Source organism: Alkalihalobacterium sp. TH-98, from assembly GCF_057473385.1.
Genome location: NZ_JBYCKM010000033.1, coordinates 15,325 through 31,117, shown reverse-complemented (window position 1 = coordinate 31,117; position 15,793 = coordinate 15,325). Strand labels below are relative to the sequence as shown.

14 protein-coding genes and 2 riboswitches are annotated in these 15,793 nt (G+C 38.4%); of the genes, 9 read left to right on the top strand and 5 right to left on the bottom strand.

Annotated features, from left to right (window positions below; translation table 11 throughout):
* The first annotated feature begins 131 nt into the window (after positions 1 to 131).
* The 4 genes from AC2VNP_RS12245 (at position 132) to AC2VNP_RS12230 (ending at position 5,510) form a co-directional block, all read left to right on the top strand.
* Positions 132 to 791, top strand: a complete 660-nt coding sequence (locus AC2VNP_RS12245) for a YigZ family protein (RefSeq protein ID WP_486917593.1) — start codon at positions 132 to 134, stop codon at positions 789 to 791.
* 701 nt (positions 792 to 1,492) lie between these two features.
* Positions 1,493 to 3,688, top strand: coding sequence for an N-acetylmuramoyl-L-alanine amidase family protein (locus AC2VNP_RS12240; RefSeq protein WP_486917592.1), 2,196 nt, complete (start codon positions 1,493 to 1,495; stop codon positions 3,686 to 3,688).
* A 207-nt stretch (positions 3,689 to 3,895) separates the two neighbouring features.
* Positions 3,896 to 4,018, top strand: a complete 123-nt coding sequence (locus AC2VNP_RS12235) for a hypothetical protein (protein ID WP_486917591.1) — start codon at positions 3,896 to 3,898, stop codon at positions 4,016 to 4,018.
* Between the two features lie 1,027 nt (positions 4,019 to 5,045).
* On the top strand, positions 5,046 to 5,510 hold the full coding sequence (locus tag AC2VNP_RS12230) for a hypothetical protein (protein ID WP_486917590.1): 465 nt from the start codon (positions 5,046 to 5,048) through the stop codon (positions 5,508 to 5,510).
* Between the two features lie 109 nt (positions 5,511 to 5,619).
* Here AC2VNP_RS12230 and AC2VNP_RS12225 read toward each other — a convergent pair whose 3' ends face one another.
* Both AC2VNP_RS12225 and AC2VNP_RS12220 read right to left on the bottom strand, forming a co-directional pair.
* Entirely contained in the window at positions 5,620 to 5,757 is a 138-nt protein-coding gene (locus AC2VNP_RS12225; protein WP_486917589.1) for a YwzD family small protein, read from the bottom strand.
* 22 nt (positions 5,758 to 5,779) lie between these two features.
* Positions 5,780 to 6,574 carry an SGNH/GDSL hydrolase family protein gene (locus AC2VNP_RS12220; protein WP_486917588.1) on the bottom strand — a complete coding sequence of 265 codons (795 nt, stop codon included), beginning with the start codon at positions 6,572 to 6,574 and terminating at the stop codon, positions 5,780 to 5,782.
* Positions 6,575 to 6,790: 216 nt separating this feature from the next.
* Between AC2VNP_RS12220 and AC2VNP_RS12215 the strand changes: the two genes are divergently transcribed.
* The 3 genes from AC2VNP_RS12215 to AC2VNP_RS12205 all read left to right on the top strand — a co-directional run bounded on the left by AC2VNP_RS12215 (position 6,791) and on the right by AC2VNP_RS12205 (position 8,214).
* Entirely contained in the window at positions 6,791 to 7,204 is a 414-nt protein-coding gene (locus tag AC2VNP_RS12215) for a VanZ family protein (protein ID WP_486917587.1), read from the top strand.
* A gap of 135 nt (positions 7,205 to 7,339) precedes the next feature.
* Complete coding sequence (locus AC2VNP_RS12210) at positions 7,340 to 7,789, top strand: hypothetical protein (RefSeq protein WP_486917586.1); 450 nt, start codon at positions 7,340 to 7,342, stop codon at positions 7,787 to 7,789.
* A 108-nt stretch (positions 7,790 to 7,897) separates the two neighbouring features.
* A riboswitch (cyclic di-GMP riboswitch) is annotated at positions 7,898 to 7,983 on the top strand.
* 45 nt (positions 7,984 to 8,028) lie between these two features.
* The gene (locus AC2VNP_RS12205) at positions 8,029 to 8,214 is read left to right on the top strand and encodes a hypothetical protein (RefSeq protein ID WP_486917585.1); all 186 of its coding nucleotides are present in this window, start codon (positions 8,029 to 8,031) and stop codon (positions 8,212 to 8,214) included.
* A 187-nt stretch (positions 8,215 to 8,401) separates the two neighbouring features.
* Here the strand turns inward: AC2VNP_RS12205 and AC2VNP_RS12200 are convergent, their stop codons facing one another.
* Complete coding sequence (locus tag AC2VNP_RS12200) at positions 8,402 to 8,854, bottom strand: VanZ family protein (RefSeq protein ID WP_486917584.1); 453 nt, start codon at positions 8,852 to 8,854, stop codon at positions 8,402 to 8,404.
* 258 nt (positions 8,855 to 9,112) lie between these two features.
* The gene (locus AC2VNP_RS12195; RefSeq protein ID WP_275118634.1) at positions 9,113 to 9,298 is read right to left on the bottom strand and encodes an acyltransferase; all 186 of its coding nucleotides are present in this window, start codon (positions 9,296 to 9,298) and stop codon (positions 9,113 to 9,115) included.
* A gap of 423 nt (positions 9,299 to 9,721) precedes the next feature.
* On the opposite strand from AC2VNP_RS12195, the gene AC2VNP_RS12190 reads away from it, so the two are divergent.
* Both AC2VNP_RS12190 and AC2VNP_RS12185 read left to right on the top strand, forming a co-directional pair.
* Positions 9,722 to 10,099, top strand: coding sequence for a hypothetical protein (locus AC2VNP_RS12190; RefSeq protein WP_486917583.1), 378 nt, complete (start codon positions 9,722 to 9,724; stop codon positions 10,097 to 10,099).
* A gap of 111 nt (positions 10,100 to 10,210) precedes the next feature.
* Positions 10,211 to 10,293: riboswitch (cyclic di-GMP riboswitch) on the top strand.
* A gap of 20 nt (positions 10,294 to 10,313) precedes the next feature.
* Positions 10,314 to 11,456, top strand: a complete 1,143-nt coding sequence (locus AC2VNP_RS12185; RefSeq protein WP_486917582.1) for a YncE family protein — start codon at positions 10,314 to 10,316, stop codon at positions 11,454 to 11,456.
* Between the two features lie 741 nt (positions 11,457 to 12,197).
* Here AC2VNP_RS12185 and AC2VNP_RS12180 read toward each other — a convergent pair.
* Entirely contained in the window at positions 12,198 to 15,404 is a 3,207-nt protein-coding gene (locus AC2VNP_RS12180; RefSeq protein ID WP_486917659.1) for a M14 family metallopeptidase, read from the bottom strand.
* Positions 15,405 to 15,793 lie beyond the last annotated feature (389 nt).

Here is a 15,793-nt window from a genome sequence, read left to right as displayed (position 1 = left end):
GGACAAGGACAAAATTAGCATAACATTCTAATATTACAGTACTGTTTCGATGGTATGTAAAACTGTGGTATGATTTTTAGACAATATATGCCAAGCATCTATAAAAATCAGGGGATAAAGGTGGGGTTCCATTGTTACTTTCTTATTTAACCGTTAAAGGATATGGAGAACACGAGATCAATATTCAACGCTCTAGGTTCATTACTTACATCGATCGTGCAACAACAGAAGAAGAGGCCCAACAGTTTATTGAAAAGATCAAGAAAAAGCATTGGGATGCTACTCATAACTGTTCAGCCTATCTCATTGGTGAAAATGATGAAATTCAAAAAGCGAACGACGACGGTGAACCGAGCGGTACCGCTGGAGTTCCGATATTAGAAGTGTTAAAAAAGCGTCGCTTAAAAGATACAGTCGTCGTTGTAACACGTTACTTTGGCGGCATCAAGCTTGGGGCAGGTGGTTTAATTCGTGCGTATGGAGGGGCAACAAGTGAAGGGTTGAATGCTGTTGGAATCGTTGAACGAAAGCTCATGCAAGTGATGCATACTACGATTGATTATCACTGGCTAGGAAAAGTTGAAAATGAACTGCGTCAATCACCTTATATATTGAAAGAAATCAATTATTTAGAACAAGTGGAGGTACAGGCTTATGTTAAGAAAGAAGACACGGATCAATTTGTCGACTGGATGACTAATCTAACAAGCGGCCAAGCCTCTATCGTCACAGGCGTAGACCAATACCTCGAAAACCCGGTAGCAGGTACCTTTAGTGATGCACAGGACTAAAGGTACCTGCTACCGCATCTTCACTTCTTTTTCACCTCTTTTTCACCTCTACTTCCCTCTCCTCCACCGAATCAAAGTACCAACTCAAACCTGCGGAACCCCGTTAAATTCGCCCTGCCAACTGCACGGCATAAACCTCTCTAGCAGTAAGTGAAGCCCAATACCTAGAAAAAAATCATGACTAAAGTCGTTATCGTTCGACAGCATCTTTACGGAATATGTCTCATAAGGTAAGATGATTTCAATACCTAATTATTCCTATGTAACTACTATTAACCATAAGAATTCATACCTTCCATCAGACGTTAGTATTATTTTCGGGACTAACGTTGGTGACTACATAACTTAATTTACAGTGCAGGTCCTGATTCTTGACTTCTAATTTGCTAGATACCAGTTTTGGACCTGCCTGTAAATTGAACATAACTCCAGAATTGAAAGGGGGTCTATGAATTGAAAGACGTCAAATGGGGATCGCCTGTTAGCATTGCCTGCATCGGAATCTTTTTCGGTGGATTAGGTATTTTACTAGATACAATTTGGAAGTACTTTTTAAGTTTCGGATAATGATAGATGACAACAATAGGGAAAAAAATCAATAAAAGTTCGATATATTGAACAACCACAACAAAAGACTCGCCACTCTTTTTACAGTGTATTCAACATTTTCTAAAAAATTTTAACGGAGCGAGGAGTAATCTATGGTCAGAAGTAAATGGGCGATTGTATGTTTATGTATTATTCTTCTTTCTAGTTTTTACATCGGTTACGAACAACATACGAATGCCAATCAAAGTCAAATCATTGCAACAGGTACTGTTCAGGTTAATTCATTGAATGTAAGGTCAACTCCATCTACTACTGGGACAAGAGTTGGTAGTCTTTCACGAGGGGCAACCGTTTCTATTTATGAACGTAATGTCAATGGAAGCTGGTTGAAAATTCAAATGAATAATCAGTGGGCTTATGTCCATGGTGATTATGTACGTGTCACTCCAGTGAGCAATACCCCTAACAACTCTAGTAGTAACTCAGGTACAGTTGTAGCTACTGGTGCGGTTAATGTCAATTCATTAAATGTTCGGCAGTCACCGTCTTCAACAGCTGCTCGTGTTGCCAGTCTTTCTCGAGGTGCCACTGTCCAAATCTATGAAACTGGTATTAGCGGGAATTGGTTAAAGATTAGAGTTAATAATCAGTGGGCCTACGTTCATGGCGATTTCATAACGATTACAAGGAATAATAGCACCTCTAACAATTCTAATAATAGTAACAACAGCGGCAGTTCAAATTCAGTCATTGCAACCGGAACTGTTAATGTCAATTCACTAAATGTGAGACAAACCGCTTCCACTTCAGGAAATCGAGTCGGCAGTCTAGCTCGTGGTGCGACCGTTTCGATCTATGAGAGGAACATCAACGGGAATTGGTTGAAGATTAGAGTCAACAATCAATGGGCATTCGTCCATGGTGATTTTATAACAATCCGCAATAATACCAATAATCAAAGTAATAGTGGCTCTTCGTCAAACAGCAATAATAGTAATAACAATAATTCAAACTCAGTCATTGCAACGGGTACGGTCAATGTCAATTCATTAAATGTAAGACAAACAGCTTCTACGTCAGGTACTCGTGTAGGTAGTCTCGCTCGTGGAGCATCCGTCTCCATCTATGAGCGAAACGTCAATGGCAACTGGTTGAAGATTAAAATGAACAACCAATGGGCTTACGTCCATGCTGATTTTGTTACGGTTACTGTGAGTAATAACAATCAAAACAGCAATAGTGGGACTTCTAATAATAACAATAGCAATAACAGCAATAGCGATACCGTAGTAGCAACTGGTACCGTAAATGTTAATTTACTGAATGTAAGGCAGACAGCTTCTGCCTCAGGAACTCGGGTTGGATCGCTTAACCGTGGTGCTACCGTTTCCATTTATGAGCGGAACGTGAATGGAAATTGGCTAAAGATCAAAATGAACAACCAATGGGCTTACGTTCATGGTGATTTTGTAACAATTAGTAACACAAGTTCAAATAGTTCAGGGCCTTCTAATAGTAACAACAACAATACGAGTAACTCGAATGCGGTCGTTGCTACTGGGACCGTAAATGTAACGACACTCAATATAAGACAAACACCTGCTTCGTCTGGTAATCGAGTCGGGATGCTTGCTCGCGGAGTTTCTGTTTCTATTTACGAAACCAATGTTAATGGTAATTGGTTAAAAATTAAGCATAATAACCAATGGGCTTACATTCATGGAGATCATGTAACGGTTACTGTTACTAGCAACACACAAAACAGCAGTGGTTCTGCCAATAGTGGTACTGTACCAACTAATGCTTTAGCTGGTAAAACGATCGTAATTGATCCGGGTCATGGAGGAAGCGATCCAGGTGCCGTTGGTAACGGCTTACGTGAAAAAGACGTAACACTAAGAGTATCTTTAGAATTGCAAAAGAAACTTGAAGCTGCTGGCGCGAAGGTCGTAATGACCCGTACGACAGATACCTTTGTTTCTGTAAACAGACGATTTGAAATTGCCAATGCTTCAAATGGACATTCATTCGTTAGTATTCATACAAATTCACTTTCCAATTCACAGGCCCATGGAACTGAAACATTCTGGAATCGATCACACCAACATGCCCAGAGCCAACAACTTGCTCAAGTGGCTCAAAAGCATCTAGTTCAACAATTGAAAACTCGGGATCGCGGTGTAAAAGAAGGGAACTTTGGAGTTGTTCGTTATACAAGAATTCCAAGTATCCTCGTGGAATTAGGCTTTATCACAAATCCTAATGATGCTAGTATGATGAAACAAGACCGCTTTTACGAAGACGCATCAGAAGCATTATTACGAGCATTAATCGAATTTCACAAATAAATCGCACTAAGCACAAGGTTTTGACACCTTGTGCTTTTTTATCGGTACCAGGCACCTTTCACACAGTAGTGTGATAAAGGTACCAGGTACCCTCAACACTGTAAATTGTTAAAGGTACCTGGTACCTAGCATTACTTCGGTGTATGGTGAGGTGGGTTTTGGGTAACCTATCTTTTGAAGAAGTATTTCAACACAGGAGGAGCTACTATGAGAAAAGAACTTGAACAAGCTGTAGAGCACGCGAATGCAACGAATCCTTCATCTCGGTCTGGTGGGAAACCAAGTACTTCGAAAAAAGAAAAAATGAGAAAGACAAATAAGCACAGCTAAAATTCGTTATAACAACAAAAGTTTTTAACTATATAAGAAAATCTACACTGAAGGCTTATGTGTAGCTTTGATCCCGTCTAACAGGCGCTAAGACTCCCACTTCAAGCCTTTGAGGAGCAAAAAAGGCTTAGTGGGAGTCGATTGAACACAAACTTTGTCGCCACGTCCTGTGGCAACATCTGTGCCCCACATCATGGGCCTCTGTAACAACCCGATTGGTCCAACTAATTTTCAGTGGAGGATGAAGACCCCCCCCACTGAAAAACTTTCACTTTATCATTAGCCTATTTTCATCCCTACTCTTCCCTTACTATCCATTCATATGTTCTCCAATTAATACATCTACCTAAAGTAGCCACAGAAACTTCATTAATAACATTTTACCACCACCAATATATCTATACTGCCCAAAACACCTATACTGCCCCCATTTACTTTTATTATAAAAACATCACCTTAGACCCATTTACATATTCAAAAAACATACCATATATGCACCAAAAATGGTTTGTATTATTAAAAAATTGAAAAAATAGTAAAAAAAGAGTGTTTAGTTTCTACCATTGCTATGTTAGAATAGATCTATATAACGAACGTATACAAACCAAATTATAAAAATTCTATGAGAAGAGAAGTGAAAAAAATGCCATTATACCAAATGAAATCCGTATGGACACCTCTATCTTTGATCGGAATTAAAATCTTCAAATCGGATGAAGGAAAGTTCTTTCTTAAAAATCGCCAGAATAAATTAAAAAGGATCAAAATGTTTTAATTTCTAGACAATCACGACTGATTGTCTTTTCTTTTTTTTACTAATCTCACCTCTTTCTTCACAAATGCTTCTAAACTACCCTTGCCTACTTACTCTCAAGTTCATAGCTCCCCGCTCCCACATATTTTTACCCTCAGCACGATCGACCCAATTCATCAATAGAAAATTCCTTACCTCATCTAATTTGTCCATACTAAATCACTCCATCCATGAATAGGATGAAATATAACAACTAAGACAAGGAGTTTTGATATGCAGCGAAGAATACAACTCCCACCCCAACTTTTGCTGATCATACCTATGGCAGCCTTAGCATTCTTCCTATTACTGTTATGGCCATCTCAAGCAAATCAAGCACAAAAAGTCGTCAATGAATTTTATAAGTTAGAGCAACAAGGCCGGTTTTCTTCCTCTTGGGAGCTACTCCACCCCGAAATCCAAAGTCGCTTCCCAAAAGCTAACTATATCCAGGACCGTGCTCATGTATTTATGAGTCACTTTGGAGCGGATACTTTTAAGTACTCATTGAACAGTCCAAACAAAAAAAGAAATTGGAAAATGACTAACGATGCTGAACCTCTAGATACTGTTTATAATATAACGGTCACTAAATCCTATCACGGAAAGTATGGGAAATTTTATTTTAAGCAGGAAGTTTATGTCGCCAGAGAAGAACGAGAATGGCGAATTCTATGGGATTATAAAAATGGATCGTAATCTATTAACAAGTTAAAGAAGAACCAACGTTAAATCGACAATTATATACCCGCCTCAACACAGAAAAAGCTGCCTTCCTAGATTTCTCACTAGTTGGCAGCTTCTATTTTTATTTTCCAGGTTGTTCAATGAGAATACGTAAATTCTCTTCAATCTCTTTCATCAATTCTTGAAGTTGTACACCTTCTTTTTCACCTTTCGTGTAGGCCTCCAAAAGAACTTTTAATAAAGGGTCAGATTTTGACATTTTTTTGTAATCTCCTAATCTACTAGTTTCCCGTAAAAAAATCAATTAACGAACCTGCCCAAATTTCATGTCCTGCTTGATTTGGACGAGTTCTTTCCACATAATCTTTAATTTCATCGTCGGTAATATCTGGCCAGGCTTCCCAATGGTCAATATATACGTAGCCATTTTCATCTGCATAAGTCTTTAGACTTTCGACTTGACGCAAGTAAAAGTTGGGCTGATGAATAGGATTGGGTGGTTGCAGAGCAATAAATGCATTAGGCACAGTTTCGATAAAATATGCGAGGATGGTTGCAATGTTTTCTAATGTTAAATCAATAGTCGCATTTCCATTATCCCTTAATAAAAAAGGTTCAAAGACGATAACATCCGGATCAAATTCTGCAACAGCGTAGTGTATTTCTGCCTCTAAGACTTGCTGCGAAGTTTGAGCACCCGTCTCGAACATTTCAACTTCAATCAGACTATCTCCATACCTTTCATTCAAACCTTCAGTCAATAAATCCGGCCAAGCTATTCCCTCTTCATCTAAAACCATCGCGTCTGAACCAAATAACGCAATTCGAACAGTTTCATTATTTTTGAGTGCCGAATTCATTTTTTCTTTTAATTCAGGGTGAATCTCCCCTATATTCAACTCGTGTTCTTCTTCCTGATTATCATCGACAGATACAACATCTGGGCTTACAGATGAACTCAATGTTTCTCTAGCATCCTGTGCAATACTACTTAGTTTTTGATCATATTGAACTTTACCGAATATCAATAGACCGACACATAGTAAGATAGAAAAGGCAAATAAAATATTTTTCATATACAACTCCTTACCAGTTAATCCAAAATCTATTATATCGACTTTCATACCATTAGTATATATTTTTGGTACTTTTTATCAAAAAGTAAGGGAATTTGTAACCACTACATAAATCTACCTTAAAAACGATTAGTTAATGTATGTATCTTCATTTCAGCGTCAAGACTTTGAGTAAAAAACGAAAGCTGGAGTAATATGTATATCTTTTTATTAGTTTTGTGGATTTATTTACTAGTAGTTCTCACATGTACGAAAGATTTTAGTGGTTTAATTCGTGGAGAGTCGTTTTACTTTCAAGTAAACAGCAACCCTGAATTCACAAACTTCTTCACAATCGCAATCTATTTAAATCCTAGCCTACCTTTTCTCTTGCAGAAAGCCGGGCACTTTATCTGCTATTTCATTCTTGCTTTTTTACTTATTCAAGTCTGTAAAAATCTTCTCTTGTCAACTGGGCTAGGACTCTTTTTGGCAGTTGGAACAGAACTCATTCAACCTTTTTTCTATAGGGAAGGTTTGTTCATCGATGCATTAATAAATATTTTAGGAATGGTAACTTACGTGGTTCTTCATATGTTGGTTGAAAAAATTCTTTCAGCACACTTGGTTAAAAGTCAAATCAATATGTAAATAGAAGTATTATCTCCCACTTTTCCTATATATGTATGTCCACTCCAGTTCATGTCGACACTAGATCTATACACAACATTTAATGAGAAGTTTGCATCGAATACCATAATTATCATACAACTAGGGGTGGTTTCATTGTTAAGGTTAGTCCTTTTAGTTTTCATTGGACTTTTTATTGTAACTGGAACAAGTTTTGGCAAAAACTTAATGGCGGAGCATCACTTTTTTCAAGAGGGGAAACATTTTTCAGAAAAGTGGTTGGAGAGTGATACGATAGAAGGGATTAATCAAGAACAACTCGAAACATACGACGCCCTCCATACAAAAATAGAAGAGGATCAACACCTAGCAGCAACAGACGAGCCTTCATTATCAAAAGAAGAAGCGATCACTAAAGTACTAGAAGAGTTTTCAATGACGGAACTTCTCACAATAGCTGAAAGAGTAAGGAGCGGTTTAACAGAAGAAGAGATGGAGGAATTGAAGTCGACAATTAAAGACCGCTTCTCTACTGAAGATTTCGAGGCGTTAAAAGAACTCGGCAAGAACAAAATTAATAACTTCTTAAACTCAACTGAAGAATAGGACTTTATATATGTCGTTTTGTAAATAAATAGGAAATAATTAGATCTAAATTAACCATTCATATTTCGACACGTTTCGACGATAATAAAATTAAAACTACCCATTCTTTGTACGAAAAGGCAAAATCATTGAAAAGTGATGACGCAAAACTACAGGGGCTAACACACATTTTGTCACGCCAGCCAGTTACCGAATACACTACACATCACCGTACAAGTATGGCCTAATGAGGTGAACCTATGGAATGGCTACAGCTGTGGTGGCATGAATTAGCGGTTAAACACTATTTTACAAAATATAATCGCTGTCCTGACCATCAGCCATTAGAAAAAGGCAAGTTATTTCAAAAAGCATACCATCATCAAGAGCAATTGCTTCAGTTAAAGTTTAAGCAGAATAGTCTTAATAAAAGGTTAGGTCGATAGTCACATTAAGAATTGAGATTGATGCAATCACATCTTATCTTAACTGAAAAAGAGAACCAACGCTCGAGCAACTGTGAACAGTACTCGAGCGTTTTGTTAGTTTTCGATGGAAATGGAATGCCTACATATTCTTAACACTACGAAACCAACCCTAAATGAAATACCGCTCGCTCCCCTAAAAACTAACCTATCTGCTAGATTTTTTCTTAAACACTCTACTAAACAACCAATACATCCCAATCCCTACACTTGCACCAGCAGTATCAATGAGCACATCTCGCACTTCTCCAGACCGGCCGGGAACAAAGAGTTGATGCACTTCATCTGAAATGGCGTAAAGGATACATATGACTAGAGCTACTCCCATACTTCGATATCCAATGCTCCCACTTCTTCTTAAGGCGTTAATCGTCAGCATTCCGAGGACTAAGTAAGCGAAGAAGTGAGCATTTTTTCTTACCAGATGATTTAAGTTGCCGAATTCAAATTGAATATTCGGGGCGACTGTTTCAATGATTTCTATGATTACCTCTGTAACTTCTGAACTTAACTCGCTAGACACTGTTGCTGGTTGATGCGATAAGTAGAAAATAAGCGCCATCCAAGCGATCACAGCTGTCCAGGAAAACCATTTAATCATGCAATGAAAAACTCCCTACGATGCTGCTAAAATTTGACCTTTTAGTCAATCAAGTCGTTATCTATTATTTTAACGCTTTAGCTAGGATTAGCAACAGCCCAACTAGTTAATTGTTCTTATTTAGGAAGATTTGAAGCAGAAAAAGAGGGAAATGAGAGGCTAGCGAGAGTAAGATGAGGGGAAAATCCCCAACTAAAAAAGCAGGTACTTAACCTACTTTTTTATCAGAATAAACTCTTGGAGATAAGGTATTGATCACTATTCTTTTTGGTGATCAAACTCAAATTTCTGAACAAACCCACAATGTGAACAAGCTTTCCCTATTTGTTGTTTCGACTCAGGCTCAACGTAGTAAATTTCTTCGTGGCCGCATATTGTACAATCAATAACATGGAACAATTCTCTCTTTCCTAGTATCGCATCTAGCACCAACTCAAAGGACATCTTATTCACCTCTGTAATCGTTTTCATATACTTTACCAAATTTTACTTTTGAAGTAAGGCGAAACTTGTTGAGGAGATTATTTTTTTTACGACAATGTGTGACTTTCTTTCTGGTATACAGGTCTTTGATCCTAGGTTTCGTTATTTTTACTAGAATAGACTTAAACAAAGGAAATTGGCTAAAAAGTAATTCGTAATGAATTTCTCTCAACGAAATTAAGGTTGGATTGGATGATCGTGTTGGGGTTACTAATCACTACTAAGACGTTCTGTGACGCAATCCAAATCATATTCTTCATCTATAATTAATATATTTGTTATTAGCACATAGTAGGGAGTGAGTATATTACGCTGGTTGTAAGAGAAACCCATGTCGTTTATACCGTCCAGCCTGGCGATACGTTATTTTCAATTGCTGCTCATTTGGCAGTACAGTCTTGGGGATTAAAGAGCCAACCATTAAATCCACCAATAACGGATCCAAATTTAATATTTCCAGGTTGGACTCTTATTGTTCCTGTCCTTGTGGAACCTACTTTTCGTACCATTTATGTTACTCCCCCTACAGATTCGCTGTTTCGTATTGGTCAGCGGTTTTCGGCCCATACGGATCTTCTCGCTGGGATGAACCAGCTTCAGGATGCAGATGCTCCGCCTGCTTACGGGTATTTTTCTAAAACCGTTGTGTTTGACCGAACACCAACCACAACTGGCGGACAATTATGGGTCTACTTTCAAAGTGGGATCGACGGCAGTATCATAGATCTTGTACTTTGGATGGCAAAGCTGATGCAGCGGTAAGAGTTACGTTTACATAGAGGTCTGCCCCCCATTATTGGGTATACTGTGAATTATGTAGAAAATTGTTGAGAACTTAGTATTGATAAATTCAGAATATTCCACTATAATCTGACAGGAATGGGAGCTTTGAACTATATTCTACATACGGGCACTTGGGATATAGGGAGCTAGTAGTGCGACCCACCCTCTACAAAAGCATTAGGAGGAGATACATATGAAGAGCAACATATCATTAGAAAAGGCGTTTAGATCGAACGCTAAATTTTTGTGCCTATTATTACTAGTATCCCTATTGGTAATGACAGGTTTTTCTCACCCTTCAGAAAGAGGAAATGGCTTTATCAGTCATGAAATTTGGGTAGCCGATCAATTAAATAATGAGATCCATATTATCAATGGAGCAAATCACCGAATAGAGCAGACGTTAACTGAAGATGATGGTGTAGGGAAAACACCGCATATGTTAGTCTTTGATAACAAAGGTGAATATGCGTATGTCGCTAATATGACTAGTGGAGATGTTTCAGTGATTCGCGGGTCCGACAAAGAAGTTATCGCAACGATCCCGACCGCTCCAGGGGCTCATGCTGCCATACCAACGAATAAACGAGATAAAGTCATCGTGTCGAACACCCCTAGCAAAAGTATCTCTGTTATTGAAACCGATGTAAAAAATGAAAAATTTAAATATGTGAAAACCGTCGAATTAGAAGATTACGAGGAACTCACCGAAAAAGAACGCTTCCCAAATACTACGCCAGTATGTCACTTCTTTACAGCGGATGATAAATACTTTTATGTAACACTTGGAGGCGGCGGTTTACTCATATTTGAAACGGACACTTTAGAGCTAGTGAAAGCTTACGATAAGGATGATGTCAAACCACATGGCTGTGGGTTAATCCTTTCTCCCGATGGAAAAACGATGTATGCGAATGCAGGAAGTGCTGATCTCGGTGAATTGTATATTTTTGATACCGAAACTCATGAATTAATCGAGACAAAAGACACATTAGGTAAGGATGCTCATGGGGTTGCGATTACACCAGATAACCAAAACCTTTGGGTGATTAATCGGATGACAAATAATGCAACGATATTTGATATTGAGACAAATGAGGCCGTAAACCAAGTGTCCTACATTGGAAGCGCACCTGACTTAATGAACTTTTCACCAAACGGACAATGGGCTTATGTGACAACAAGAGGACCAGAACCAGCTACAGGGACGCATGCCATTGCCGGTCAACGCCCAGGAGTATCCATCATTAATACGCGCTCGCTAAAGAAAGTCAAACAAATTGAAATGCCTGGTGGAGATATCCATGGTATCGATGTACGCATAATTAACCGTTAACTTTAATGAAAGAGCCTATTAGGATCTCTCTTATATAAAAAAACCTGGGTCCTTATTGGATTAGACCCAGGTTTTTTTATACCCACACAGTGGGGCAGCATCACTTCTTATTATTTTTAACTTCGGCCGATATATTTTCAACTTTTCGCCAAATATTATCAACTTCGACTAAAATATTTTTAACTTTAGTCGATTTATTTTTAATAGCAGATAAAACAATAACTTCGCCTCTCAATCTATCTACTAACTTGAAACAATATTTTTCGGGGTGTCACTGTGACGGTTTCATTCGGTTTCATTTAATTTGATGAAATATCTGTAATTTGTGAAGTTTATATTCCACAAAGTAAAAACAAGGCTATAAAAAGGAAGACTAAGGTACAGGTCCCTCGATTCTAGATGTGGATAACTATATATAAATACCTATAAACCCTTTCGATCCCTGTGTGTAACTCGTAAAGGTGGATAACCCTCTGTATAAATAGAAGGTTATCCACCTTTTTGGTGATAACATGCTTTTTTCTTAGATATTAGTTTTTATTTAATCCACAATCAGCTCACTAGGACCTGAACCTGTTTACGTTTGGAGGCATGCACCTCGTCCTGGATTTACCAAAAAGGTTGCATTACCTGAAAGAGTGTAAAAGTTAACATTCACTAAAGCTTTTTAATACATCAACTCCCTCCCACTTTTCAACAAAGTTCGGGTAGTCACTGTGAACATCTCCAATTAATCTAAATCTACTCTTGTAAAACGGTAAAACTTGTAATCTCAACTTCTGCGTTTCCAACGAGTGCAGAAATGGTTACATGGCTAACCTCAACAACACGTTCTTCTGTTTCTCTTCCTTCACCATACACTTCTTCTTCAACCACTACTTTGATCGATAGCATGAAGTCTTTACCGTTGTTTTTAGCGACTTTCTCAAGGTCAAAGTCTGCTAATGGGATTGTGTATGAACCGGTTCCTGTTTGAAGTTCAAGCTTAGCTTCCGGCTGTGATTGTTTCAATTCTTGAATTTCACTTGATGGAAGTTGAACTTCAATCACATTGTTAGCTTGCCCCTCTACTTCGACAATAAAGCGGTCAACTCGATCACTATTTTTCGCTGCATTTATTAATGCATTCTCAGTAATCGTTGTTTTTACTTTATCTTTACCATTTTCTTGTGTTCTTTCTACTTGGCCGTTTTCAACCTTAATTTCTTGACCTTTTGCTTGTCCTTTACCTTTCTTCTCAACCGCTGAACCAACAGAAGCATAAATGCTGTTTGCAAGTAGACGGTAGCTGTGTTCTGTATGAGCTCTAAAGGCTAAGTCGTTCGCAAATAAAGTAAATGTTGTGTCTTCCGTTGACGTCGTAAATGCTAGAGTTTGTCCTTTTGCATCTTGGTGTTCTGGCCACCAGCCAGCGACATAGAAGTCATCACTGTCACTGAACGTAGCTAAAACGTCTGCGCCTTCAGGAACTGAATTAATCCATGCTCCCGTCGTGACATAAAGAAGCTCTTCTTCCCCGTAACCTGAAGTTAAAAGGTGCTCATTGACATTCGCTTTTACAAGTCCTTCATGGTTGGCTCTTGTGAAACTCCAAGTAAATCCAGGAAGCAAGCCGCTATTACGTGCAGCATTTAAAGCATGAACTCCCATACCAATATACGATTTTCCATTTACATTAGCCGCATTAAACGTACTACTATCACTCACAATCACATCAGCACTCGCTGCATCCACTAAATTAAATCCAAGCTGATTTAATGAAAACCTCAACTGTGCAGAACCTGTTACAGCGACTTTTGGCTGCGTAAGGCGGTTTGTTTTAAGATTTTGTCCATTCCCTAATGGGAGCGTTTCAAAGTAATACTTGCCCTCATATGAACGAAGATCCTTTGTTGCAACGATAAAGTCTCCTTCGTTTACACGGTCATTGGTTTCCATTGCTACTTCGACTGTTTTCCCATTTTTCAGAAGCTCATTCACAAGTTTGATCGTATCATTATTCGTATTTTGCAAGACTTGTTTTGGTGTGTTTCCAGTGACACTGCCTTTTGGAAGCGTAACGTTTTCTACTGCAGCTGTTACTCCAGCAAATGCACCCGCCTCACGAACAGTATCAATATCAAACCCTCTTAACGCCGGGAAGTTAACGACGATTGGGTCATACATCGCATTCCAATCAGATACATTATCACCTTGATAAAGTACTGCATTAGCTAGACCGCGTTTTGCTTGATTCATTGGAACAACATATGTGCCTTTCGGGTAAAGCGTCCCGTTCACTTCGATATTTTTCGTTGTTTGCTCGACATTGACACCGTTGCGAAGCAAATAATCTGCCATTTTATGTGCTTCAAGTAGGTTTTTTTGTTCTTTCGCATCGGTCGGGATTACATAGTAATCGGGGAAGAAGTTGTCATGCTCTCCTCTCACTCGACCAATCGATTCACCTGCTGCATTGACAAAATGCTTATCGACTGCACGGTTATCTTCACCATTCACGCCACGGTTGAAGATCCCTAGCTGATTAGCAAATAATTCATTCTTATTTTCTGTAACAAATTGCGTTGCCCCTAATCCTGTTCCGATCATTGCATACAACGAATCTTGGCTTAATTCTGGAACTTCAATTGTGTGCCCTAAAGAACCGTGTAACATTGCATAGATTGCCGTATAAGCTGGCGTCATATCGTCCCAACCACTACCCCAATCTAACTTCGGAATAAAATATGAATCTAGCTTTGAAAGACCAATTCCTGCTTGCCCCATTGCATGAGCTTGTCCAAGCATATTGTCCGACAGCAAATCATACTCAAAGTTCGGGTTATGAGGCGGTGTCGCAGGCTCAATTAAAAATCCAGTTACGTACCCGTGCATATCAATAAAAGAAATCGGCGTCCACTGAGCAATGATTTCATTGACCTGTTGGGTTTCTATTTGGGTTTGGTACGCGTTGTCACGGTTTAAGTCAAAACCGTTCGCATTCGCTCTCGTGTTAGCCACACGTCCATCCGGATTGTTTGTAAATAAATATAAGAAAATCACATCATCTAATACTTCATCGACATTAAGAGTAACCTCTTCACTATCTGTTCCTGTAGGAAAAGTAACTTCATCCTCTAGCGCAAACTTCTTAAATAATTCAACTTGTGCATCCACACCTTCAACTTCATCAGGGTGAATATTGTTAAACCAAATCGGAACCTGGTAGTCTCCCATTGTTCCATTTTCTAATTTTTCTAGTAAACTAGCAGGATTTTCTAAAGCTGTTGGCAATGTTTCATTTAAGTATTTCTCAACCGCATTTTGATCACGAGCTAAAATAACAAAATGAATATCGCGTCCCTCAACAGACGTACCTACATTTTGGTACTCCAGGTAGCGATTGTTTGACTCATCCGCTTTAGCATCTGCGAATACTTGATCAATAGTTGGTTTTAATTCCTCATAGAAAAGAAACTCATCATAAACATTCAGTTTAACTTCTGTCGCAGCTTTAGCTCCAGTTTCCGAGTTAACTAGAGCTAACTCGTAATCACCAATAAACTGTTGATACTGCACACGAATCGTTCGGTTTGATAAATTCGTGCGGTCATAAGGTAACCCAAACTCTAAAGTCGCTTGAATTACTGTTGTGTCGTCTACAAAGTGTGGTTCCTCGATGACCGTAATAAATGGCTCACCGTTATAATTTGTTCCCCCACTCCACTTTTTCCATTCAGCAAGGCTTTTTCCACCAAACTGAAATTGTAATTGACTTAAATCTACTTCTTTACCAAAATCCGCTTGTACTTCTACCGTTCGAACTTCAGTAAGAGAAAATAACGATCGACTAACCTCTAATTCTACAACTTCACTAGCTTCTACTGTGTTAGCTGAAGCAAACGTAGCTGGTGTAATTAATGATAGCAACATAATGATTGCTGCAAAGACTGTCATAAGTTTTTTCATATCCAAATCTATCCTCTCCTCTTAATTCTACTAAAATAACATACCAGAATATTTCGTAGAGTGAAAGAATAAATATACAATATTTTTGATTTTTCGTTCGACATATTTCACAATGTACGTTTATTTACATACCTATCAACGAACTCAAACCAAACGCTTTTACCCCATATTAAACAAGTGTTTAAATCTATTTTAGATAAAACCACCTTGTATTTACGTCTTTCGTATTGTGAATATTTAACTATGCATTATTATCAATCTAATTGTATATAAAGTGAATATAGGTCGAATGCATCATATAATAATTAATGAGGATACCATAACCGTCAAAGAACCCAAAATCCTCTTCCAACCAAAAAATGCCAGACCCCATTAATAAATGGTACCTG

Coding starts and splice junctions, on each gene's coding strand:
- AC2VNP_RS12185 (WP_486917582.1), top strand. CDS start 10,314: ATGAAGAGCAACATATCATTAGAAAAGGCGTTTAGATCGAACGCTAAA.
- AC2VNP_RS12200 (WP_486917584.1), bottom strand. CDS start 8,854: ATGATTAAATGGTTTTCCTGGACAGCTGTGATCGCTTGGATGGCGCTT.
- AC2VNP_RS12205 (WP_486917585.1), top strand. CDS start 8,029: ATGGAATGGCTACAGCTGTGGTGGCATGAATTAGCGGTTAAACACTAT.
- AC2VNP_RS12230 (WP_486917590.1), top strand. CDS start 5,046: ATGCAGCGAAGAATACAACTCCCACCCCAACTTTTGCTGATCATACCT.
- AC2VNP_RS12235 (WP_486917591.1), top strand. CDS start 3,896: ATGAGAAAAGAACTTGAACAAGCTGTAGAGCACGCGAATGCAACGAAT.
- AC2VNP_RS12180 (WP_486917659.1), bottom strand. CDS start 15,404: ATGAAAAAACTTATGACAGTCTTTGCAGCAATCATTATGTTGCTATCA.
- AC2VNP_RS12195 (WP_275118634.1), bottom strand. CDS start 9,298: ATGTCCTTTGAGTTGGTGCTAGATGCGATACTAGGAAAGAGAGAATTG.
- AC2VNP_RS12225 (WP_486917589.1), bottom strand. CDS start 5,757: ATGTCAAAATCTGACCCTTTATTAAAAGTTCTTTTGGAGGCCTACACG.
- AC2VNP_RS12240 (WP_486917592.1), top strand. CDS start 1,493: ATGGTCAGAAGTAAATGGGCGATTGTATGTTTATGTATTATTCTTCTT.
- AC2VNP_RS12220 (WP_486917588.1), bottom strand. CDS start 6,574: ATGAAAAATATTTTATTTGCCTTTTCTATCTTACTATGTGTCGGTCTA.